Origin of the sequence: Vibrio sp. N418, assembly GCF_000222565.1 — a bacterium.
In the GTDB taxonomy this organism is placed as follows: Bacteria; Pseudomonadota; Gammaproteobacteria; order Enterobacterales; family Vibrionaceae; genus Vibrio; species Vibrio scophthalmi.
Genome location: NZ_AFWD01000024.1, coordinates 46,513 through 68,129, shown reverse-complemented (window position 1 = coordinate 68,129; position 21,617 = coordinate 46,513). Strand labels below are relative to the sequence as shown.

Annotated in this window: 14 protein-coding genes; 10 read left to right on the top strand and 4 right to left on the bottom strand. The window is 44.6% G+C overall.

The features are described from left to right. Nucleotides 1-584: 584 nt before the first annotated feature. Together RH86_RS19965 and RH86_RS03960 are read right to left on the bottom strand one after the other, a co-directional pair. A complete protein-coding gene (locus RH86_RS19965; protein WP_009385098.1) occupies nt 585-3,017 on the bottom strand; it encodes an ATP-binding protein in 2,433 nt (810 codons plus the stop codon). Between the two features lie 49 nt (nt 3,018-3,066). Then, nucleotides 3,067-4,554 (bottom strand): DUF3131 domain-containing protein, encoded by a 1,488-nt coding sequence (locus RH86_RS03960; protein WP_009385097.1) that lies wholly within the window; start codon nt 4,552-4,554, stop codon nt 3,067-3,069. A 322-nt stretch (nt 4,555-4,876) separates the two neighbouring features. On the opposite strand from RH86_RS03960, the gene RH86_RS03955 reads away from it, so the two are divergent. From RH86_RS03955 to RH86_RS03940, 4 genes are all read left to right on the top strand, one after another. Beyond that, nucleotides 4,877-5,509, top strand: coding sequence for a hypothetical protein (locus RH86_RS03955; RefSeq protein ID WP_009385096.1), 633 nt, complete (start codon nt 4,877-4,879; stop codon nt 5,507-5,509). A gap of 75 nt (nt 5,510-5,584) precedes the next feature. Next, entirely contained in the window at nt 5,585-7,294 is a 1,710-nt protein-coding gene (locus RH86_RS03950; protein WP_009385095.1) for a type I secretion system permease/ATPase, read from the top strand. Between the two features lie 9 nt (nt 7,295-7,303). Then, nucleotides 7,304-8,629, top strand: coding sequence for an HlyD family type I secretion periplasmic adaptor subunit (locus RH86_RS03945; RefSeq protein ID WP_009385094.1), 1,326 nt, complete (start codon nt 7,304-7,306; stop codon nt 8,627-8,629). Next, on the top strand, nt 8,629-8,883 hold the full coding sequence (locus RH86_RS03940) for a hypothetical protein (protein WP_009385093.1): 255 nt from the start codon (nt 8,629-8,631) through the stop codon (nt 8,881-8,883). Before RH86_RS03945 ends, RH86_RS03940 begins: the two co-directional genes overlap by 1 nt. A 123-nt stretch (nt 8,884-9,006) precedes the next feature. On the opposite strand, the gene RH86_RS03935 is transcribed toward RH86_RS03940, so the two are convergent. Together RH86_RS03935 and RH86_RS03930 are read right to left on the bottom strand one after the other, a co-directional pair. Continuing rightward, nucleotides 9,007-13,866, bottom strand: coding sequence for a beta strand repeat-containing protein (locus RH86_RS03935; protein WP_009385092.1), 4,860 nt, complete (start codon nt 13,864-13,866; stop codon nt 9,007-9,009). Between the two features lie 138 nt (nt 13,867-14,004). Then, nucleotides 14,005-15,027 carry a hypothetical protein gene (locus tag RH86_RS03930; protein ID WP_009385091.1) on the bottom strand — a complete coding sequence of 341 codons (1,023 nt, stop codon included), beginning with the start codon at nt 15,025-15,027 and terminating at the stop codon, nt 14,005-14,007. Between the two features lie 191 nt (nt 15,028-15,218). Between RH86_RS03930 and RH86_RS03925 the strand changes: the two genes are divergently transcribed. Genes RH86_RS03925 through RH86_RS03900 form a run of 6 tightly spaced genes read left to right on the top strand, consistent with a single transcriptional unit; the run spans nt 15,219 to nt 21,603 of the window. Beyond that, a complete protein-coding gene (locus tag RH86_RS03925) occupies nt 15,219-16,472 on the top strand; it encodes a SpoIIE family protein phosphatase (protein ID WP_009385090.1) in 1,254 nt (417 codons plus the stop codon). Then, a complete protein-coding gene (locus RH86_RS03920) occupies nt 16,424-16,756 on the top strand; it encodes an STAS domain-containing protein (protein WP_009385089.1) in 333 nt (110 codons plus the stop codon). Before RH86_RS03925 ends, RH86_RS03920 begins: the two co-directional genes overlap by 49 nt. Before the next feature lie 8 nt (nt 16,757-16,764). Further along, the gene (locus RH86_RS03915) at nt 16,765-17,886 is read left to right on the top strand and encodes a sugar phosphate nucleotidyltransferase (protein WP_009385088.1); all 1,122 of its coding nucleotides are present in this window, start codon (nt 16,765-16,767) and stop codon (nt 17,884-17,886) included. A 19-nt stretch (nt 17,887-17,905) separates the two neighbouring features. Further along, on the top strand, nt 17,906-18,385 hold the full coding sequence (locus RH86_RS03910; RefSeq protein WP_009385087.1) for an ATP-binding protein: 480 nt from the start codon (nt 17,906-17,908) through the stop codon (nt 18,383-18,385). A 49-nt stretch (nt 18,386-18,434) separates the two neighbouring features. Next, the gene (locus RH86_RS03905) at nt 18,435-20,294 is read left to right on the top strand and encodes a glycosyltransferase (protein WP_009385086.1); all 1,860 of its coding nucleotides are present in this window, start codon (nt 18,435-18,437) and stop codon (nt 20,292-20,294) included. Further along, nucleotides 20,284-21,603, top strand: a complete 1,320-nt coding sequence (locus RH86_RS03900; protein WP_009385085.1) for a DUF3131 domain-containing protein — start codon at nt 20,284-20,286, stop codon at nt 21,601-21,603. The genes RH86_RS03905 and RH86_RS03900 overlap by 11 nt, the downstream gene beginning before the upstream one ends. Nucleotides 21,604-21,617: the final 14 nt, after the last annotated feature.

The window sequence follows — 21,617 nt, the reverse complement described above, 5'->3', positions numbered from 1 at the left end:
ACGGCATACGAAAGTATGCCGTTTTTGTATTAATTGAAAGTAAATTCAATCCAACTAAATCCTCAATCAAACTCAATCGTTGTTCATTGCTACCCAGCAAAAACAATTACTATAAGTTGTTGATCATTCTTGCTGATTAAAAACGGATAAGAGAGGTATTGGGGAGGGGGTAATACGTTTTGTAAGAATAACAAGTTAGCGGGAGCGATAGACATTCGGCATAAAAAAAGAGCCGCAATAGCGACTCTTTTCTCTCCAAACTGTCAGCAAAAAAGCTTGGAATTCCAGGGGCAAACGAAGGTTTCTTCTTGTTCTAGATAAAAAGTACTACCGAATCGCAAGGAAGTAAATTAGCAAAACGTATTTGGTTTTTATTTTGCTGATGAAAAAAATATAAGGGTGGAGTAATTCACATATAGATGTAACAGATAGTTTTATCAGTGTTATTCGCAATCCCAATAGTGATGGTATTTTGACGGAAAGTATTAGGTTGCCAACAAATGAATTATTGAAACGTATTTTTTAGACTTTTGACTCTAATCACGAAAATGTTCACTTAGTGACGTAGAGAATGCTGAAAAAATTTAGGTGTATTTTTTGATCATATCGTAGAGCTTTTCTTTTCTTAATGGTTTAGATAGATAGTCATCCATACCGACATCGGTGCATTTTTTGATATCTTGGTCGAGCACACTCGCGGTTAAAGCGACAATCGGTGTTGAGGGTAAGTTCTGACTCTGTTCATACTGACGAATCTCTTTAGTAGCGGTAAATCCATCCATTTCAGGCATCATGCAATCCATAAGCATCATTTGGTAGCGATTGCCTTGTTTAACCTTGTTTAGGGCTTCTAGACCATTGTTAGCGATATCATATTGATAATTGCCATTTATTAAAAATAACGAGACGACTTGTTGGTTTACTTGATTGTCTTCCACAATCAGCACTCTTGCACCATTCGATTCGATGTTCTGATCGCCATTAGTAATTGTTGCCATCGAGGATGCATCCCCTTGATGCAACATACGTTCATATAGAGCTTGTTTCGATTGTTGAATGGTAGTGATGACGCGTATCCCTAATATTGGGTATTTAATCAGCCCATCAACTTTGTCTTTAAAGTCAAAGTCATTAGTAGCAAGGTCTTGAATAATAATGATAGGAGTTGAGGGGGCGAGTTTCTGTAACTGCGCTAGATCACAGAGTGTTTTGTCACTCGATTGATAATGAAGAAAGATGACATCTGACGGGACAGCATAAGCGACATCTTTAACGGTTGTTGTTTTTTCTACACCATAAAAGACCAGTGTACGCTCGAGGGCGTCATTGATTTGTTGATGGCAACTGATTACACATACGTGTGAGACGATCGTCTGCTGTTTACGTGGAGCACGCTCCAATAGCTCAACCGGTAATCTAAAGTAAAAACGACTGCCTTGGCCTTTTTCGGATTCAATTTTTAGCTCTCCTCCCATTAGTGTGACGAGCTGTGAACTAATGCTTAGTCCTAAACCAGTGCCACCAAATTGGCGGGTAATTGAACCATCTTCTTGTTTGAACGGCTCAAAAATATCGCTCTGCTTATCTTTTTCTATGCCAATGCCGGTATCGGTCACGGCAAAAGTTAGGAATGTTTTACCTTGGTCGTTATGGGCTGTTACTTCTAATGTCACCGCTCCATGTTCGGTAAATTTCACCGCATTAGAGACGAGATTCATCAGTATTTGTCGTAGGCGATGTTCATCCAATTTAACGCAGTGTGGTGTATCGTCACTGATGTGAATTTCCATACGAATGTTCTTTTCTTTTATTTTCTGCGCGACCATTGAAGCCGTATCATAAATCGCATCGCGCACCTGGCTCGGGTAAGGTGTAATTTCGATATGTCCAGATTCGATTTTAGATAAATCTAATACATCATTGATCAACATAAGTAAGGTTTGTGAAGAGGTTTCAATCGCATGAAGATAGTCGCGTTGATTGGGGGTTAACGTGGTATCAGCCATGATTTGAGACATCCCGATGATGCCGTTTAGTGGTGTGCGAATTTCATGTGACATGTTGGCTAAGAAGGCGCTTTTAGCTTTGTTTGATACCTGAGCTTCAGATTCTGAACTGACCAGTCGGCGTTCTAATCGAGTGATAGACCAAGTGACATAGCCAAGTACCAAAATTAGACTAGTGACTAAAGCAAAGAGAATATGATGGGTAGTGTCGTCAATAGTATTGAGTTTTGCTTGAATCTGTTGAGGTAAGTTTTTATGCATGATATTCAGCTTCTCCTCAACGGTATGGATTTCTCTTCGGAGATCGCCGTGCAAGCCAGATTTATGGTCATAACCAAATGTGTGATAAGCACTTTGCAATTGATTAAAGCTCTGCTGATAATCGAGTATTGCGTGTTGTAACGACGGTGGCGCCCCTGCAGATAAAAAAGAGAGTTCAAAAATCAGTTTTTGCGCATTGGTGAGATGATCAGGATTAAAAGTGCGGAAAAAATAATAGCTGCTTTCTTGCAAATGGAGGATGGTCTGATGGAATCGCTTGTCTCCTAGATCTAAGATGTTTTCTTCTAATTTAAACCAAGCCGCCTTAAAGTGTTCAATGAGTCCTTGCTGATTATCTCCTTCAATGAGTATTTTTTGGTCGGCTAGTTTCACAAACGTTTTTGAATAACGTTCAATCGCTTGGTGCATCTCACTGGATGTAAAGGGCAGCGTGAGTTGATGTTGTTCTAGTTGTTGTTCTATCAGTAACAGATTGTCTTCAAGTTGAATAATCGTTCGCTGCAAATCATCTAAATAACGACGGTCGACGCGGCTAATAAAGTCTTTTTCTTGTCGTCGGATATCGAGCATTAGATTCTCAGAATGAGCTACAGACAGCTGTATTGTTTTTAATTTGCCTTCAAGCCCTTTGTAATAGTGGTTAAGCAACGCAAACGCACTGACTAGAGTGAGTATCACAACGCTCGCTAGCAAGATTTGTAAGCGGATAGAGTGTTTTATAGTAGCCATAACGTTTATCTGTCTGATCGTTAATTATTTTCCTTAGAATAATTAAAGCTTAGTTCAATTTTTCCGAGTTAGGATTATGGCCAGTGATATTTGAGGGGAGAAGCAGGGGGCTTTGTCCGTTTTGTTTATACCATAGCGCGACGAGGATTAGTGAGTTGGTGTTAATGTTAAAGGCGGTGTTTGAGCCGCCATTTTCATATTCGCCTGTTGGTATACTGCGTGCTTGCAGGCTATTGTTGAGTACCGCATCGAACAGCTGTTGACCAAATTCATCATCAAATAGCACGCTAAACCCAAAGGCGACTTTATGACTTAATATCTGTGGGTTCTCAATGACTTTCCCTCCGGGGCTAACACTCGTCCATGATTTACCGTAATAGTAGAGGTTGTTATAAGCGAACCATGGATTTTTATTCATCGCATCTTCAGCATAACTGAAGAGTTTATTCTGTTGTTTGGAGTGCTCTTTATGCAGAGAGTAGATCGTCTTGATTTGGTTCCAATCACTATCTTGGCCAAACTCTAAACTGGCCAATACATAAGGGTCACTGGTCATGAAGGGCACGTTACGACTATCAATTTGTAACGTATTACCTGATATGTCGACGGTTGAAATATAGTCGTCAATATTGGGAAGTGGCACTTTATACCCAAACAACTCAAAGCCTGTTGCCGCATATTGTAGATAACCATGCCGACCTTCTTGGCGATAATATTCGGTACCTTTATAGCGCTTTTCACCATAAAGAGTGCCGTTACTGATTGCTTTATTCAGCTCCCAGTAGCTGAGAAGATCAAGAATTTCATCTTCCAGTTCAGGGTGCTGTTGGCAGAGTATTTTTAGCCAAATCAACAGTCGTCCGATATCCAGTGCTGACCAGCCGTTGCCATTAGTTGGATCTGAACTCAGCCTCCCAGACGGCATACCTGTTTTTGTACTGTATTCACGATTTGGCAACCAGTCTTTATAAAGCGGCATTTCACGCAGTGTTGAGAGTGTCTGTGCCAATTCTCGGTGTGTTTGTTCCTTCGATTTTAAATTAAGTGCTTCCAGCGCGAGCGTGCCAGCAATGCCACTGGCTACATCCCACATCGTTGAATGGGCATAACCTTGAACAGAATCCCATAGCCCGGTGGTTTCACGTCGATTTCGGTCAAGATAGTACTGTGCTTTTTTTGCTAATAGACGCTCATTGCGATTGAGTTGATAGAGCGGTTTTCCATGCTGGTACGTAGGGTGAACGTCCACGGTTGTCAGCGTTATTGCATTTAACCCGTTTGAAAAATCAGAGGGTTCAGGCTCAGTAAGAATTGAAGATTCGAGAATAGGCGGTGCGATGACTCGGCGGTGAAATGTTGTTGCTGGAGCTACTGATTGTGTTTGTTGAGATATACTGCGCTGACCATAGAAACTCACTTGTTCTTCGGCTAATGCATCATTTTTCATTGAGCTACCATCGACAAGATCATCACTATTACCGTATATCGGTAGGGCAGTAATAACACCGACAATAACTAACCAGCAGCGAGATTTCACGTGTTATGCAATTCCATTCGCAAATGTTTATCTAAGATAATGATAATACAAGATTTGCTATACGCTAGTTAGGTTGAATAAAAATCAGCTATTAGTTGGTGCTTGTTTGTTCGGTATTGCGATTTATGAATCGAATTAATAATGAACAAATTGAGTGTTAAATAAGCAAAAATACTTGAGTTTCACAGATGAGCGTTGATAAACTATAAAGGATCGCGATACGCTGAAGTTATCCGACATTCTATTACTTTTATCACAATAATTTTTATGACAACGGACAGTGCTGGCTAAATGGATTTGAGTTTAGTTAGGAAATACTGTTATGAAACATTTTTGTCAATTTGTTCAAACGCTAGGCTTTAGTGAGTGCCAAGTCGGCGCTTGTGATCCCTTTTCTGAACCGCAATTTTTTTATACTCATCCTGATTACACTCTAGGCTCTGATGCCAAAAGACGTGTACACGATTACTTAGCCCACTCCCCTCTTTTTTTACAAGATTATGGTCAAATAGAACAGGCAGATTTTGCGATTGGCTTTTCATTTGGTGATAGCGACTGTATCAACCTAGAGTTGGCAAATATCGCCAATACGGTGCATCAAATTGCGCCATCATTAACACTCTATTTGCAGCAAGAGATAGCTCTTCATACTTCAACGCCGCAGATAACCATTGCTAATAATCAGTATCAAACAACGTTTGATGTGGCGAAGCAAGCGCAACAGCGACAAGTGGGGAAAAAAGTATTGGTATTGGCTCAAGCGTGGCATGCCAAGCGTTGTATCGAAACCTGTCAGTCATTGGGACTGGAAGTCGTTGCATTGAAAGTGGTCAATGGTTTCCCCGCGAACGATCCACAGCCGTGGGTTCGTAATCCGATTAATTGGGTGATTAAAGAGAGCCATCGACATATGGCTACAGGCTATGAAATTAGTCAGAAATATCAACTAGCTTAGTCATCGACTGACAAAACAGCGTCTATACTCAATAGATAACTATATGCAACAACGTCAGTTAAGGTTAATTAAGTTATGAGTATAGATTCAGCAAAGGCTTTGCTGTCGAGCAATCCGTTCGATGCTGTCCGGAAGGAAATTTGGGCAGCGATCGCTTTCAGTTTAGGGGTTAATTTGCTCGTGCTGGCAGTGCCAGTGTATAGCTTACAGCTTTTTGACCGGGTGATGGGCAGTGCCAGTGTTGAAACTATGTTTGCTTTGCTGGCCATTACACTCTTTTTAGTTTCGGCTCAGGCACTACTTGAGTATATTCGCACCTTGTTAATGCAACGCTCAGCATTGAAGTTGGACGCGAAATTGAGTGGTGAGCTACTGGCAAAAAGCATTGCGGAATCCTCAAAAACCAACCGCATAGAAAAGAATGCCTTACAAAACCTCACCACGTTACGCAATTTTTTGGTGTCACCTTCTACGTCATCTATTCTTGATTTACCCTTCACTCCGCTGTTTTTATTACTACTGTTTGCGTTCCATCCCTACATCGGCGTTGTCGCTCTGATTGGCGTGGTGGTATTTGCAGGTTTAGCTGCTGTGATGATGTTGGGCGGTAGAAAGTTAACTGCTCAAGCGCAGCAGACCACCGCTCAGGTCAGCATGGAGCTCAATGATTATTTAAGAAATGCGCCCACATTAAAAGCGATGGGTATGAGTGAGAATGTCGGTAATTCATGGCAAGAAACCAATGCTAGTGTGTTGCATTTACAGTGGTTGGTGAATTCTCGTGTGGGACTATTGCTAGCTATCAGCCGTTATTTTAGAACCTTATTGCAAGTCGCAGTGCTGACCTGTGGAGTATATCTGGCACTGCAACAGCAAATAGGCATTGGCGCAGTGATAGCCAGTTCGATATTGATTGGACGTGTTTTAAGTCCGTTTGAAAGCGCGGTGAGCGGCTGGAAAACATGGTATAGCGCGTTCAAAGCGTGGCAAAGCCTAAATCATAGCGTGTTGGAAAATACACACTCCCAGAAGACGTTGTTACCAGAACCGAAAGGCGATATTCAGTTTAGTAATGTCAGCCTTAAATTTGCTCATGCGCGTAAAGCGACGATTCAAAATATCAGTTTTAAGTTAGGGGCAGGAAATGCACTTGCAGTAATGGGTAACTCCGGCTCTGGAAAATCAACCTTAGCCAGTTTGTTAATGGGCATCCAACAACCGAGTATGGGCGAGATCATGATTGATGGCGCCAGCATTGAAAAGTGGGATCTTAATCAGTTTGGTCAGTACATTGGCTATCTACCTCAACATGTCGGCCTGCTGGCAGGGACGGTAAAACAAAATATTTGCCGTTTTACTGAAGGAGATGATGAGGCCGTAATACGAGCGGCCAAGTTGGCTTGCATTCATGAAATCATCATGTCATTGCCGGACGGTTACGAAACCTATATTGGAGAGGGTGGTGTTTTACTCTCCGGTGGACAAAAGCAAAGGATTGGTCTCGCGAGAGCCATTTATTCGAATCCAAGAGTATTGGTGCTCGATGAGCCTAATTCAAATTTGGATCCAGAAGGTGAAACGGCCTTAGCGATTGTGCTGCAACATTGCAAAGAGCACCAGATCACCGTCGTGATGATCAGTCACCGTCCAGGCTTTTTACGTCAAATGGATTGGGTGATCAAACTCAAAGATGGCAAAGTAGAAAAAGCGGGTACCTGCGAGCAATTCTTGGGGCTACATGTTGAGCAAGAGCTGTCACAGAGCCAAGCAAGTCAAACGGCTTAAGGGGGAGTTATGAGTAATGTTATTGCACAAGAGATGTTCAGTACCCGCAAACTAATTACGATTGGCTTGACGGTGTTAGTCGTCACGACAGTAGGCTTTTTAGTTTGGGCAATGAGTATGCCATTAAGTTCAGCCTCCGTTGCGCCAGGCAGTCTTGTGGTGGAGAGTAAGCGTAAGCAAATTCAACATTTACAAGGTGGTTGGGTTAAACAAGTCTTCGTGCGAGAAGGGCAAACCGTAGCGGTCGGTGAACCTCTGATTGAGCTTTCAGATACGAAAGCGGAAGCAGACTATCGCCGTTATCTTTACCGTAGTTACTCTTTACAGGCACAGCAAGCGCGCTTGAATTCGCTAACCAATGGTGATGCCGAGATCGTATGGCCCGCAGCGCTTACTGAAGATCAAGATGAGTTGGTAATAGCAGCACTGTTGCGCAGTGAAAATGTTCAGTTTGAACAAGCATTGTTGCGGGTGCAATTACTGGAAGGTCAATATCAGCAGAGAATTGCCTTATATAACGAAAAAATCAAAGGCAATCAGTTTCAAAAGCGCGCTATTGCCACTCAAGGCGATTTAGTCAAACAAGAAGTCGCAATGACACAGGGCTTAGTTGACAAAGGTTACGTGTCTAAAACGCGGATGCTCGAGCTGTTGCGGCATCAAGCACGTATTGATGCCGAATTGGCCGAGATCAGTCTGACGATTGATATGGCAGAGCGAGAGCTAGAATCGCTGCATCAAACTCACCAAAATCAACTTTTGGAGCTAAAGAGTGAGCACTCTTTTCAGCTTAAAGGGGTCAATGATGAGTTAAGGGATGTACAACAACTGATCAAAACCGCCTTGGATATCCGCGAGCGTATTTTAATTCGTAGTGAATTTGATGGCAAAGTCGTGGGGATGAATATCGCCAATATCGGAGGTGTTATTAAGCCGGGGCAAGTATTGATGGAGATCGTGCCGGAAAGTGACGAATTGATTGTTGAGGCAATCGTGTCACCAAAGGACATTGATGTGGTGAGGCCTGGGCTAGATGCTCGGGTGCGTTTAACGGCTTACAGTGCGAGAAATACACCGCCAGTGATGGGGGAGGTATTGCATGTTTCTGCTGATCGAGTATTACAGGGTGGTGAGAATAAAGATACCGCGCAAGGGTATCTAGTGACTATTCGTTTTGATCACTCTTCAGTTGCTGATTTGATTGAGAATCATGGCGTAGCACTTTACCCGGGCATGTTAACGGAAGTACTGATTCTGGGTGAAGAACGGACGCTTTGGGATTACTTGGTGAGTCCGATATTTAGCGGTTTACATAAAGCGATGAGGGAAGTGTAATGACGCAAGAAATGATGTTTTGGTTGTGTTTTTATGGCTTCTTTATGCTAGTAACGGCATTAGTGGGATATCATAAAAACAATACCGTAGCGGGGATTTTGTTGGGCTATGTTTTGGGGCCAATTGGTTTAGTGTTGATCTTGTTTAGCCAAGACCGACGTCATGGTCACTGTCCGCATTGTTCTGCAAAAGTTGATCGCCATGCTTATCATTGTCCTCGATGTGAGCAAAAGTGCTACAAACAATTGGTTTGATTTTATTTCGATAAAAACAAATTAAGGCGATCTTGTCGTCGTTTCAATTGTTCCGATAGCATGCAGTAAGAAAAAAGGCCCACCGGGGTGGGCCAAGCAGTGGTGTGAACTTGAATTTTAGGACTACACTTCGGTCGAATCTGGGAAGTTAATGTCGTTGCTATCGAGATCACTCCAGATAACCACTTCTTGCCCTGAGTCATTTTCAAATCGGTAGCCGTAAAGTGATCCTGTATCAATATCGCTGGCTTGATAAATACTGGCGATAGAATCACTCATTTCTACGTGGCTCTCAGTGAGCGTCCAGCCCCAGCCAGACAAGTCAATGCTACTGGCCCCAGTACAAACAAATTGCCCGGAGGTTTCTCCTGCGGTGTGGTTTGCTGCAATTTTATCGAGTGCGAGTGAAAGCTCTGTGTCGCTAGAGTTAATGCTAACCCCTTCTAATTCTTGGAAGGTATTGTGGCTCATATCGATCATCTGGCTTTGGTTGTCATCTCCTACCAGTAGGACGTCAAAGTCAGCGCCCCCGCTAAAGTGAACCATATTGGCTTCGCCACTTTCAATTTCATTTGAGTCAAACACTAAGTGGTCGTTGCCCGCACCGCCGAACAGTTGGTCAATGCCTTCCCCACCATCGAGGCGGTCATTACCCGTTTGACCATAGAGCGTATCGTCACCAGCATCTCCAGCTAAGATGTCATTACCTACGCCACCGTCGAGCGTATCAGCATTATCATTGCCGTTGATGGTATCGTTACCTTCACCACCAGAGACATAGTCCTCGCCGCTACCGCCAGAAAGCTTATCGTCGCCTTGTTCACCATAAAGCATGTCGTTTCCTCCATTCCCTGATAGTGTATCGTTGCCATCTTCACCAAACAGCGTATCAGACGAGCCACCGCCAGAGAGGTTGTCGTTACCCGTACCACCCCATAACGTGTCATTACCACCATCTCCGCGTAGTGTGTCGTTCCCTTCGTTACCGTGTAGGGTGTCATTACCTGAGCCGCCAGACAGATAGTCATTGCCTAGCCCGCCAGTGAGTGTATCGTGATCATTTTGTCCCCACATTGAGTCATCGCCGTCATCCCCTTGTAGGATGTCGTCACCAGAGCCGCCGTAGAGCTTATCGTTATCAGCGCCGCCAAACAGTTGGTCTGCACCACTGCCTGCATTTAGCGTGTCTTGGCCGGCATCACCACGTAATTCGTCAGCTCCCGATCCGGTTGTGAGTTTGTCGTCACCTTCACCTCCTGTTAAGGTATTGGTGCCACTGGTAACAGTGACGGTGTCATTACCGAGGCCACCATCGATTTGATTACTTCCGCCTTGTGCAGTGATGGTGTCATTACCATCCCCACCATCTATTTGATTATTGCCAGAACCTGACAGTTGAATATCATCATTACCCAGTCCACCGAAGAGAATGTTATTGTCACCAGTAGCGATGATGGTATCAGCGCCATCGCCACCATCTATTTGGTTTGAGCCCGCACCTGTTACTTCGATGTGGTCATCATCTGCGCCACCGAAAACAAGGTTATTTGCACCGTTTAATGTAATGCTATCTTGTCCGTCATCACCGTAGACGCTGTTGCTATCAGACTCATCTTCAATAATGTCGTTACCACTGCCACCCAGTAGGGTGTCGGCTCCGCTTCCACCAAGTAGCGTATCGTCGCCTTCCTCACCAGAAAGTGTGTTAGTGCCACTTTCGCCAACCAATTTATCGTTACCAGTGCCACCGAATAAGTGGTCATTCCCAGAGCCGGAATAGAGTTCGTCTATGCCAGCGTCACCGTGCAAGGTATCGTTACCAGCACCACCAAACAACAGGTCGTTAGCGTCGCCGCCAGATAGAGTATCGTTACCGTCACCTGCATCAATCAGGTCTTGCCCCTCATTTCCACTGAGATTGTCATTGCCTTTACCACCAAACAATGAGTCATCGCCTAGACCTCCTGACGCGGTATCGTTACCAGAGCCGCCATAGAGAGTATCTTGACCTTCACCAAGGTCAATGGTGTTTTGGCCAGCTTCGCCGTAAACCGTATCATCGCCTAGACCGGCATCAACGTTATCAGCACCATCGCCGGCGTAGAGAATATCGTCTCCACCAGCGCCAGTAATGGTGTCAGCATCTGCGCCACCATAGAGCGTATCACCGACATCACTTCCCACCAGTGTGTCGTCACCGTCACCACCGTATATCTGGTGACTGCCAGTTTCAGCTGCGTAGAGCGTATCGTTACCTTGCTCACCCAGAATAGTATCGAATCCATCGTCCCGTACGAGGTCATTTCCTGCACCCGCGGCAATAAAGTCGTACCCTTCACCACCAATCAGTTCGTCATTACCCGCGCCGCCAAAGAGCGCATCATTGCCTGAGCCACCTTTGACGATATCTGCGCCATCACCAGCATCAATGTGGTCATCGCCAGCGCCTGCATCAATATCATCATTGCCTGAACCTGCGTAGATTTGGTCATTGCCTTCTTCTGTGGTGATCGTGTCGGCATCGCTACCGCCATATACAGTGTCATCCCCTAAACCGGCAGAGATGGTGTTGATGCCAGATTCACCATAGACGGTATCATTACCTGCACCAGAGTCGATTTGGTCTTCACCAGAGCCTGCAAAAATAGTGTCGTCGCCTAAGCCAGAACTGATAGTGTCGTTACCTGCACCACCGGATAGCAAATCGGCTTCATCGCTACTGATGAGGATATCGTCACCATCCTCGCCATAGATTTCGCTGCGGCCAGTTCCTCCATCTAAATGATCATTACCTTTACCTCCGACGAGAACGTCATCACCATCATCACCGAAAAGAGAGTCATTGCCTGCGTCGCCGATGAGCGTGTCATTGCCTTGTGCACCTGTAATGATGTCGTCACCATCGCCTCCAAAGGCGATATCATCTCCTGCACCAGCTGATATAACATCATTACCATCGTTGCCTTCGATAAAATCATGACCTGCGTTGGCGGTAATAATGTCGTCATCGGCACCACCATAGAGCTTGTCGCTTTCATCAGAACCAACGATCGTATCCTGACCGCTACCGCCATATAGATCGCTGGCATTGACACCCGCAAATAACTGATCATCGCCGGCTTCACCAAACAGTTGATTATTGCCTTGTTCACCTTGTAATACATCGTTACCAGCGCCAGCAAAAATTTGGTCATTACCGCTACCTGCGTAGACTGTATCCTCGCCCGCGCCGGTAAACGATTTATCATCACCAGAACCGAGCGACACGCTATCAATACCACTGCCAGAATAAACCGTGTCGTTATCACTGCCAGTGTCAATTGTATTGTTACCATCACCGGAAAATACGGTATCTTGCCCAGAGCTTGTTGTAATATTGTCTGCGCCACTGCCGGCATACAGTAGGTCGTCACCGGCACCTGTAGCCAGTGTATTGTTCCCATCACCGGCATAGATTGTGTCATTACCATCGCCAGATAGTATGGTGTCGTCTCCTACATCTGAGTAGATAGTATCGTCACCAGTACCAGAATCTATGGTGTTGTTGCCGGTCTCACCAAATACGATATCGTTACCTTCACCAGTGGTTATGGAGTCATCCCCAGAGCCTGCATAGACTTGGTCAGCCCCTTCGCCCGTCGTGATGATATCGTTTCCTTCATTCGCGTGAATAATATCGTCGCCATCACCACCATCGATGGTATCGTTACCTTCACCACCATACAGTTGGTCGTCACCTAGGCCACCAATGAGAGTATCATTACCTACATCACCATAGAGTGTGTCGTCACCGCTTCCACCGTCGAGCTGATCGTTGCCGAGCTCTCCGACTAGTACATCTTGTTCTGATCCGCCAGAGATTATGTCATCGCCATCGCCGCCCAACAGTAAGTCGTCCCCTGCGTCGCCGGTGATGGTATCAACACCTTCACCGCCAAGAACAAAATCGTTGCCTTCTCCCGCGATAATAGTATCGTCACCTTGATCACCGTGAATTTCGTCATTACCGGCGTTTCCTTCAAGAAAATCATTACCTTTGCCACCGAGTAAGCTATCGTTACCTTCGCCGCCAAGTAGGGTGTCAGCGCCATCATCCCCAATCAGGGTGTCGTTACCCGTGCCGCCTTCAAGATGATCGTCACCCAATTCTCCCATTAGAAGATCATCTCCTTGGCCGCCATAGAGCGCATCTGTGCCATCGGAACCGAGTAGGGTGTCATTTCCTTCGTCACCATATAAGGTGTCGTCACCAGAACCACCAACTAAGACATCATCACCTAGACCACCATGAAGTTGGTCGTTATTGATGTCGCCATCGAGAAAGTCGTTGCCCTCACCACCATAGATAGTATCGTCACCTTGTTGACCTTTGAGGATGTCATCACCAGCGCCACCATCGATCGTATCGTTGAAAATGTTGCGAACTTGCACGTCCATGTCGCTAACAGAGGTGATTGGTGCGCCATCTTGATCTATGAACGCAAGTACAACCGCGCCATCACTTGGCAGATCAGCTTCGGCAATATCAATATCAACACTCACCGTTCCACCCGCAGTCGCGGTAGTCAATTGTGTGGTAAGGATGTTGCCCTGTTCGTCGGTAATTTGTATGGTGATTTGGGCGTTTTCAGAGAAACCACCTGCATTAGTCGTGGTTTGCACGGCTTGATTGACGGCGAAATTATTCAGTTTTATTTCGTGGGTTGCTTGCTCTTCTTGGCCGGCACTAAATTCATAGACTGTGGTTGAGGTTCCCCAAGAATCATCAGTGCTAGCTGGAGGCTGATCTTCTTTTAGTGCGTATTCTACATCCCCGAGAACGGTATCTGCGCCATCACCGGCTGAGATAGTATCGCTACCTTCACCAGCGGCGACGAAATCGTCACCAGCGAGAGTGGATATTTCATCATTACCAGCGCGACTGTTTATCGAATCGTCATCTGATGTACCAGTAATGAGGTCATCATGTTTGGTACCTTCCATAAGCCTTCTCCTAGCCATTGTGCTTGAATTCTTGGTATTGCAATTGTGATACCAGATTCATATTTTTGGTTATAGTTCTAGATTAGTAGGCGAGGAGATATTTGCCACGAAAGTTTAATTTATTAACAAAATCAGCAGTTAAAATGAGAAGCTATATGCGAGGGTAATAGAGCCATCTTTGAAGCGGCCAGTGTCTTCGCCCCGTTCTGAAGGGTGCCAACGATTCCCAGAATAATTGTTATATTGCAAAGTGACAGTGCCTGGCCGCCAGTCAAAATAACCAAAACCGTAGGTGTAATCAGGGTTCCAAGGCTGTTGTTGTGCTTTGTCAAAATAGTAAAAAGCGGTGGCATTCACGTACCAATTGCCAAAAATAGAATATTTACATCCAAGGCTAAGGGTTTGGTGATTCTTTTTATAGGAAATCGAGGCTAAATCGAAATACTCGGGTGTGTGATTGAAATCAACTTGGCAGCCAATGGCTCCTTGCTCGGTAAAACTTATCCAATCTTTGGCTAAACCGGTAACCGGAAATTTCCAACCCAACGCCCAAGTTCCTTGGTTGAACTCAGTGATACGTCCTCCGTCTTCGGGTGAAAATCGGTTACCACCATAGTTTGAGTACACCAAACTAAAAGTGTAAGGACGCCAATCGCTATAGCCAAAGACATAAGTAAAGTCAGGATTCCATGCTTGTTGTTGATCGCTGTCCCAATAATAATAAGCGGTACCGGAAATAAACCAGGCACCAGCAATAGTGTACTTCAATGAGAGTGTGGCCGTGGTGTTGTTATTCGTTGGGCCATTGGTTGCTCCCGCGGGCAGATTGGCGGATTCGGTTTCAGCCAGTGGGTGATGGTAGCCAATATTGCCACTTAGCCCTTGGAGTAAGGTGCGTGATTCCCATTCTTCGTAAGGGAAATTAAATGAACTGCTGACACCATTCCAGATCTCTTCTAGTTCAATATCGACATCGTTTTTTATCGGAGATGAGTGGTCTGATGGCGGTGTGACGGTCAGGACATGTTGTGAGGATTTAGCCGCCATTGGGCTCGTGTTTGCGAGGTACTCATCGGCCAAAGCTGACTTTAATGACAACCCACTAAGTAGAAACAATAATAGTGCCGCAACTTTTCTTGTTTGCAAAATACCGTCATCCATATCGTTAGCATCAGTAGTGAGCAGATAAGTTTAGGATAATAATAAGAAATTATTTGCATTGCTACTAATCGAGTCTAACCTAAAGTTATAGCGCTTGCGAATTTAAGAGCCAACAATAGGTCTCATCAAGCGCAAAGAACGCGGCAGGAAGCCGCATTAACGTCAGAACATAGAAAATATAAAGGCTAGGGATGAAAGAAATTCTGCTGGTGGATGACAGCCGAACCATTCTTATTTATATGAGTTCGGTGCTCCAAAAACGGGGATATAAGGTCTACACCGCTATGAGTGGTGAGGACGCTTTAGAGGTGCTTAGCGAACGAGATAGCATCCAATTTGTCCTGTCCGATTGGATGATGCCGGGTATGAACGGTATTGAACTTTGCCAAACGCTAAAATGTCATAATTTTGGCCGTTACATATTCTTTGTGCTCCTCTCTTCTAAAAACGATCAGCAATCCATTATCAGTGGCATTGATGCTGGCGCAGATGATTTCGTTGATAAAAAAACCTCTGTTGAAGAACTTGAAGCGCGTATTCGAGCGGGCTTTCGTACTCTAGAGCTTCACAATGACCTGTTAGAGAAAAACCATGAGCTTGATAAAGCTTATGACACAATCAAGCGTGATCTCGATTCAGCAGGCGATCTAATCAAGCAAATCTTACCAAAGACAAAAGTGTTCCCTTGTGCAGAGCTGAGCTATGTCTCTATCCCAAGCGCCCAAATAGGTGGCGATATGCTGGGTTATATGCAGCTTGATGCCAATCATATTGCTTTTTATTTATTTGATGTCGCTGGGCATGGCGTTTCATCTGCACTCATGTCGTTCTCTGTTCAACAGAGCTTATCAGTATTGACGGGAAGCTCCTCTGTAGTGATGCGCTCGGAAGCGAGTGGCAGTGAGATCGCTTCGCCAGAAGAAGTGGTGGAAAAGCTTAACCAAATCTATATGAGTGGTGAAACGAGCGTGCTCTATTTCACCATGATTTATGCTGTGTTAAATACTCAAACCGGTCTCATGTCATACTGTTGCGCTGGCCACCCCCCTTTGGTTTGGTATCACGGTAAACATGGACAGGCTGAGTTGATCGGCCATGACAACTTTGTCGTCGGTGCATTTGAAGATGTTGATTACCAATCCTCCATTATTCAACTTGAACCCGGTGACAAGGTTTGGTTTTACTCGGATGGCATTACTGAAGCCGATAACGGGCTAGAACAGTTTTCAGAAGATGGTCTACGCGACACAATCGAGAAATTGAACAATTATCCCACCCAACAACAGACAGAAATGGCAGTCAAGTCCGTACAGCAATGGCGTAACAAAGAATGTTTTGATGATGACGTGAGTGTGTTAGTCGCGGAGTGGAAAGGATCTATTGAAGGAGAAAATCAATGCGATATGAGATTAGTGAAAAAGGAAACTGCACAATTCTTCAAATAAATGAAGAACGCTTTGACGCTAAATTGGCGCCTCAGTTCCGAGCTGAAATTGAAAGCGTGATGAACACAATGAGTCCTCATCTGGTTCTTGATATTGGTGCGGTTCGATTTATGGATAGCAGTGGTCTTGGTGCGGTAATGGGCGTGTATAAGCTACTCCGTGATAAAAAGATCAGTGTCGCAAACCCACAAAAACCAGTGCAAGATCTTTTCAAGTTGACCCGTATGGACCGATTAATCAAAACCTACGATAGCGTTGATGCAGCGCTGACCACCTCGGTGTAGGAGGCATTATGAAAGGGATGATTCTAGCTGCGGGTAAGGGTACACGTGTGCGTCCTATTACTCAATCGATACCAAAACCGATGATTCCGATTTTAGGTAAACCGGTGATGGAATCAATGATTGAGCTATTTGCTCAACACAATATTAGTAAAATCATGATCAATACCAGCCACCTAGCGGAAGTGATTGAAGGCTATTTTGGTGATGGTCATCACTTTGGCGTCCAGCTTTCATATTCATATGAGGGTGAATTGAAAGATGGGGAATATCGCAGTAAAGCACTCGGTTCTGCCGGGGGGATGAAAAAAATTCAAGAATTTTCTGGTTTCTTCGATGAAACATTCGTTGTGGTATGTGGTGATGCGTGGATCGATCTTGACTTGAATGAAGCGGTACAAAAGCACAAAAAAAAGGGTGGTATCGCGACCATTATAAGTAAAAACGTTCTCGATGATGAAGTGGAAAAGTATGGTGTTGTCGTGACGGATAGCCGCGGTCAAGTCACCAGCTTTCAAGAAAAACCAGCGAAAGAAGAAGCGCTTTCTAACCAGATTAATACGGGTATCTACATCTTTGAACCGGCGATATTCGATTATATCCCCCATGGAGAGGAGTTCGATATTGGTAGTGATTTATTCCCTCATCTGGTGGAGCAGCATGTGCCATTTTACTCAGTTGATATGCCGTTTCAGTGGCTGGATGTCGGCAATATTAGCGATATTTGGGGCGTCACCCGCGATATTCTCGATGGTAAGGTTCCGGGTTATCGCATCCCGGGAACACAAGTTAAAGCCGGTATTTGGCTAGGGATCAATACCGTGGTTGACTTAGATAAATGTAACATAGTGCCACCAGCGGTGATTGGCAGTGGTTGCAAAATTTCTGATGAGGCCAACATTATTGGGCCGGCGTTAATCGGAGCGAACTGTGTCCTTGAGGCTGATTGTCAAGTTCAAGAGTCATTGATTTTCGACAATATTCATGTTCATCAAGGCACGCAAGTGAAAGAGCAAACCATTTTTGGCAATTACTGTATCGGTCATGATGGTAAACCATGTGAAGGTTTGCAGTGGAATCATTTGCGTTCAGGCCCCAAAGACCGCGTATCGGACGCGTTTAAATCGATTTAATCATCACAAGGAGAGAAGGATGACCAATCGTGGGTGCAGGCATTTTGGCAGAACTTACTCAAGCTCATTAGATGCTTCTCGCGAAGCATCTGAAGACCTACAGCACTTTTGCAGCCGAGTTGGCATTTCTAATGAACTTGCCGCTCAATTGGAATTGTGCGTGGTGGAAATGGTGAATAATGCGTTTATTCATGCGTACAAAGAGCAGGAAGGGCAGCCGATTGAATTGCAGTGTGAAATTCAAACCGATGATTCTCAATCTGTATTACTGATGAAGATTTCCGATTTCGGCAGCTTAATGTCGCAGCAGGAACTTGAGCGTAAGCTTGCCAATGAGTTTCTCGAACCCGACCCGGAAGACGAAACAACATGGGCGACGTCAGGACGAGGCTTTATCATTGTCTCCACTCTTATGGATAAGGTTGAGCTCACTTCTGAACAAACCAAAAATACCTTTTTAATGGTGAAAGCGTTAGAGGAACAAGCGCTCGCCGTGTAGTCCAGCATGACATCGTTTGCTAACACTGAATTGGATAGGGAGTACCAGGATGGATCACTATTTTAAACATTTTGAACACCGTGTTCCGCCAGAACCCGTGCCTCATAGCATCCCGCGTGAGCTGTTGTACCAATATTTAGCGACTTGTAACTTGACGCTTGGCATATGGTATTTATGGTGGCGTTGGAGCTTTGCATTAAACTACGATGCGTTGTGGTTTTCCCTACCACTTGCATTCGCGGAATCTTGCGCATTTATCGGCTCAGTCCTGTTTACTTATAATTTGTGGAAAGTAAAAGATGAGCCATCTAAAGCTCCTCCTTTCAAAATAGCTGAATGTGTTAGAGACACAGAGGAAAATAGGCCGATCAGTGTCGATGTGTTCTTTCCGAGTTATGATGAAGAACCTGAACTGGTCAAATTAAGCATCTTGGATGCACAAAAGGTTCGCTACCCCCATCCGATCGAAATCAACATTTATATTCTTGATGACGGTAATCGTCCTGAGATGAAAGCAATGGCCGAGAGCATGGGCGTTGGTTACATCACTCGTGAGGGAAATATTGGTTTTAAAGCCGGTAACTTACGTAATGCCATGGAGCAAACGTACGGTGATTTTGTGGTCATTTGCGACGCCGACACGCGACCATTCCCCACTATTTTAGAGAATACGTTGGGCTATTTTCGTGATCCAAATGTCGCTTGGGTGCAGACACCACAATGGTTTTTCGATCTACCAGAAGGTGAGCGACTACCGAAGTTTTTACAACGCAAGATCGGTAAGTGGGCATCTTATTTTGGTGCTGGGGTTGAAAAACTGTATGGCCCAGTCACGCTAGGCGAAGATCCTTTTGTTAATGATCCTCAAATGTTTTATGACGTCATTCAGCGCCGCAGAAACTGGGCAAATGCGGCCTTTTGTTGTGGTGCAGGCTCAATCCACCGTCGTGAGGCGGTTATGGAAGCGGCATTACGAGCGTATGCAGAACAAATTACTAATGAGCAGGATGAAGTAGAGCGCCAAATTCGCCGGTTGACCAAAGAACGTGAGGTCGATAAAGATATTTCCGATAACCTGCGTAACGAAATATTGTTTGATACCGAATTTACGCCTTATAAATTCCACGTCTCAGAAGACCTTTATACCTCAATCGTGTTGCACTCTGATCAAGAGCGTCAATGGCGTTCGGTAATGCATCCTCGTGTTGAAAGTAAAATGTTATCGCCGCAAGATCTCCAAACTTGGACGGTACAACGCTTCAAATACTCTGGCGGTTCGATTGATATCTTTATGAACGACAATCCAATTTTTCGTAAGGGTCTTAACTTCAAGCAAAAGCTGATGTATGGCGCCAGTTTTTGGTCAAACTTATCTGCGATCTGGAATATCATTTTCTTAGCCTGTCCAATCGTCTACTTCCTAACCTCGATTGCCCCTGTTAGTGCTTATGACGTGACTTTCTATATGCATTTCCTTCCGTTTGTTTTGACGGCTGAATTGGCCATGATGGTTGGTACTTGGGGTGTAGCAGGCTACAAAGGTAAGACAAATTTTCTCTCCTTTTTTCCGGTTAATTTACGTGCGTTATGGACGGTACTACGAGGGAGAAAAATCACCTTCCCAACCACGCCGAAAGAGCGCCAAACGGGTAATTTCTTCAAACTGGTTTTACCTCAAAGTATGGTCTTTTTCCTTAGTCTGTTTGCACTGGCATTCGCATGGACAGGTTACTCAACAGGCATGTGGGGAAGTTACTCCTTTGGTGGTTTAGTGCTAAATACGTTTTGGATAATTAACAACATGATGGCGATGTGGGGCGTAATGGCAGCCGCATTTTGGACACCACCGAATACAGATGAAGATAAGCAGGCGGCGACCAATTCAGAGGAGTTGAAATATGAAGTTTAAACAAGCGTTAGTGAATGCTCGTCACCATATCGTGTTCATTTTAGGTCTGACCACAGCACTTGTAATTGCGTTCAGTATTGAGACCCGTGAAGACGGGCGAGTGCTTGGTAATATAACCTTCGAGGCAGCAGAAGAGATCCCACTAAAGCAGAATCGAGTGCTGACGACTCAAGAGTATCAATGGGCCAGTATTGCTTGGCAATATTTTGAAAATAACTATCAAGAGAATACCGGCTTGGTGAATTCAGTAGATGGTTATCCATCAACCACTATGTGGGATACCGCATCATATTTGATGGGGCTGATCGCGGCAGAAAAGTTGAATGTGATTTCAACTGATATGTTCAGTATGCGCATGGAAAAGGCTTTGGTTACCTTATCTCGATTACCGTTGGTAAACGGAAAGCTGCCGAATAAAGCTTATAACACCCAAACCCTTGAGATGGTGGATTACGAAAATAACCCGAAAGAAAACGGTATAGGTTGGTCGGCGATTGATATCGGTCGTATTTTGGTGCCGATGAACATTGTGATTTGGCAGTACCCGCAGTTTAACAAGCAGGTTAACGATGTATTAAACCATTGGAGTGTCAGCGATATGCTGATTGATGGTTACCTGTTTGGTGCTCGCCCAGCAGCAAAAGATGGCCGTATGGAACTGGTGCAAGAAGGGCGAATTGGTTACGAAGAGTACGCCTCGAAATCGTTGGCTTTGATGGGGCGAGATGTATTCAATTCAATGAAGTATATAGATTTTTTGCAGATGGTTGATGTGTACGGTATTGATATTCCAACCGATAAACGTGATCCGGCAGAGTTTCACGCGCATAACTACGTTGTGAGTGAGTCTTATATTCTCGATGGTATTGAATTTGGCGCTGATAGTGTCTCGAAAATCTTTGCTCATCGAATTTATCAAGCGCAAGAACGTCGTTACGATGAAACGGGCATTGTCACTGCAGTCAGTGAAGATAATGTCGATCAAGCCCCATACTTTGTTTACAACACAGTCTTTTCCAATGGCAAAAAGTGGAATGCTATATCTGATGATGGTAAAGACCAATCACATCTCAAAACCTTATCTACCAAAGCGGCGTTTGGTTGGTACGCCTTATATGAATCAGACTATACCGATCTTTTGATTACCGAAGCGAGCGAGCTCTACTCAAATAAAAAAGGTTGGTATTCCGGCCGCTACGAAACTGATGGCCGGACTAATAAAGCGATTACGGCCAACACCAATGGCATTGTGTTGGAGTCACTCGCTTATATCGAAAATGGACCACTGCTCACCATAGGCGAAAAATAATAAGTATTAAGGAA